3 protein-coding genes are annotated in these 2388 nt (G+C 62.9%); all 3 read right to left on the minus strand.

Annotated elements, in window-relative coordinates; translation table 11 throughout:
* Positions 1-111 precede the first annotated feature (111 nt).
* The 3 genes from HA46_RS20565 to HA46_RS21485 are packed head-to-tail and all read right to left on the minus strand — an operon-like array spanning position 112 to position 2358.
* Positions 112-1704, minus strand: coding sequence for a GMC family oxidoreductase (locus tag HA46_RS20565; RefSeq protein ID WP_084886570.1), 1593 nt, complete (start codon positions 1702-1704; stop codon positions 112-114).
* Entirely contained in the window at positions 1701-2036 is a 336-nt protein-coding gene (locus HA46_RS21480; protein ID WP_280174269.1) for a sugar dehydrogenase complex small subunit, read from the minus strand. Before HA46_RS21480 ends, HA46_RS20565 begins: the two co-directional genes overlap by 4 nt.
* Positions 1990-2358, minus strand: coding sequence for a sugar dehydrogenase complex small subunit (locus HA46_RS21485; RefSeq protein ID WP_280174270.1), 369 nt, complete (start codon positions 2356-2358; stop codon positions 1990-1992). The genes HA46_RS21480 and HA46_RS21485 overlap by 47 nt, the downstream gene beginning before the upstream one ends.
* Between the last annotated feature and the right edge of the window lie 30 nt (positions 2359-2388).

The following is a 2388-nucleotide window of genomic DNA, read 5'->3' on the forward strand; positions in this document are numbered from 1 at the left end:
AACAGTCGCCTGCGATAGCCAGATATTCGCCGCGCTTCAGAGTGGCGCTATCGGGCTGCGCTAGCGCCAGCGCGGGTAAAAACAGCAGGAGAAAGGTTGCCGTTCGCATGTTCACAGCTCCCGAATCAGCGTATCGGCCAGACGGAGCGCCAGCGCGATGCCCGTCAGGGTGGGATTTACGGTGGCGGAGGTGGGCATCACGCCGGTAGAGGCGATAAACAGGTTGGCGTGATCCCAGCTGCGGCAGTGCGCATCGACCACCGAGTCGCGCGAATCGTCGCCCATTATCGTGGTGCCCATGATGTGATACTGATTGCGCCAGCCGGTGGGCGCCTCCACCATCTCGCCATTAAACGCCATCAGGAAATTAGCGAAGTCGCGGTAGGCCTGCGGTCGCATGCCGCGGACATAGCTGTCCAGCTGATAGTTAACCTGCAGGGTCGGCAGGCCAGCCCCGTCGCGCCGCGTTGGATGAGGAGTGACCCGGTTCGTGGGGCTGGGCAGGGTTTCGCTCATGGTGCTGATATTCATAATGCGCGAGGCGCGGTCGCGTATCGCCGCGTCCAGCTCGCGTCCCACCAGCCCCTGCCTGAGCAGCGCGGGTGTCACATCGCTGTTCGGCACCAGATTGCGCAGCGCGTAGCGGATAGCGGAGTGTTGCGCGCGGGTGGGTTCATCACGTCGGGTGGCGATGCTGCCGTGCTGCACCGAGCTGCGTCCAGTCCAGAGCGGTTCGTCGGCAAGAAAAGTCATGCTCAGTCCGGTGTGATCCATCAGGTTGCGTCCGACCTGATCGGAACTGTTTGCCACATCAGACATCAGCAGCAGCTTCGGAGATTCCAGCCCATGCGCCGCCACCACGAACGCCTTTGCGCTCAGGCGCACGTTGCGGCCGTCAGGTTTGCGATAGTGCACCGCGACGATGTGGTTTTTCGGCCCCTTCTCCAGCTTCCAGGCGACCGACTCGGTGCGCAGATCGACCCCCAGCGCCACCGCTTTATCAACGTGCATATCCCCTGAGTACATCGCCCCGATAGGGCAAACAGGTTCACAGTTATTGTTGCCGGCGCAGGCGGGACGGCCGTCATAAGGGCGAGAAACGCGCGCGTGCGGCTCATGGATCACCTGGTAGCCTAACGGTCCGAGCTTCGCCTGCATGCGCTGCACCATGTAGGGCTTCGCCTCCGGCGGCAAGGGATAGGGCGCGGAGCGCGGCGGCCAGGCGTCGCGTCCCTGACCGCTCTGATCTTCCTCTGCGGTGCCGACCACGCCCACCTCGCGCTCCGCGCGCAGATACCAGGGTTCCAGATCGTCATAGGCAATCGGCCAGTCACGCCCGACGCCGTAAACGCTTTTCAGTTTGAAGTCGTTGGGCAGCAGCCGCCAGCAGGCGGACGCCCAGTGACGCGTGCTGCCGCCAGCCACCTTGAGAAAGCTGGTGACATAGTGGAAATCGTCATCGCCCTGCGTCTCAATATAGCCGTCGCTGTAGCTGTTCGGCGCCCAGGGCAAATTAGGATAGGGTGCGCACCAGTTGCGTTTACTGGGACTGTTGCGATAGTTGTCGACCACTTTCCAGCGCGGAATATAGGGTCCGGCCTCCAGCATGATGACCGACTTGCCCGCTTTCGCCAGCTGATATGCCGCATTTGCTCCCAGGGCGCCCGATCCGATAATCACTACGTCGGCGTCATAGTGCGTCATGAGCCATCTCCAGTGCCGTCGGTGAGGCGCAAGGCCTCCGCATAGGTTCTGGCGCGTCCTTCCACCATTGCCAGCCAGGCCGGTTGCGGCTGCGCGATGCCAGATGCCGCGCGCGGCGACGCCTTTCCCCAGGCGTGAATCGTTGCCGGCATCGGTGGCGCGCTGGCGCCATCCGGTACCGCCTGCCAGTAGTCGCTGCCGCGCTGCGAGTAGGAGGGGCGCGGCGTAAGGTCGGCGGTGGGCTCGTACATCAGGGCGGAGAGAAAACTGACAAAGTGCGCGTCGTCAGTAGCGCGCGTGGTGGCGGGATTGCCGGTATAGCCAAGGCACACAGGGGGTAATGATGGCCAGCGCGGTGTTGACCTCCTCTTCGGACAGCGACGCCAGCAGCGCCTCAGGTGCGCGAGCCTTGCTGCGGCTAAGGTGTTCGGCCAGCTGCGCCAGACGCTGGGGAAACAGCGGGTTCTGGCGCGTTAACAGCGCGTACAAACGCTGACTGATGGTCGGATCCAGCTGCTGGCGTCCGGTTAACGCCTGGCTGACACGGTGAAAGCGGTTCTCTGGTTCGGCGGCGGTGGCCAGCGAGCCAGTAATGGGCACGCTAATGATGATGCCTGATGCGAGCATCAGACGCAGAAAGTGACGCCTGTTCATTTTTACTCCGGGTACGGGTAAGGAAAAGGA

It is taken from the genome of Pantoea septica (assembly GCF_002095575.1).
Lineage (GTDB): Bacteria > Pseudomonadota > Gammaproteobacteria > Enterobacterales > Enterobacteriaceae > Pantoea > Pantoea septica.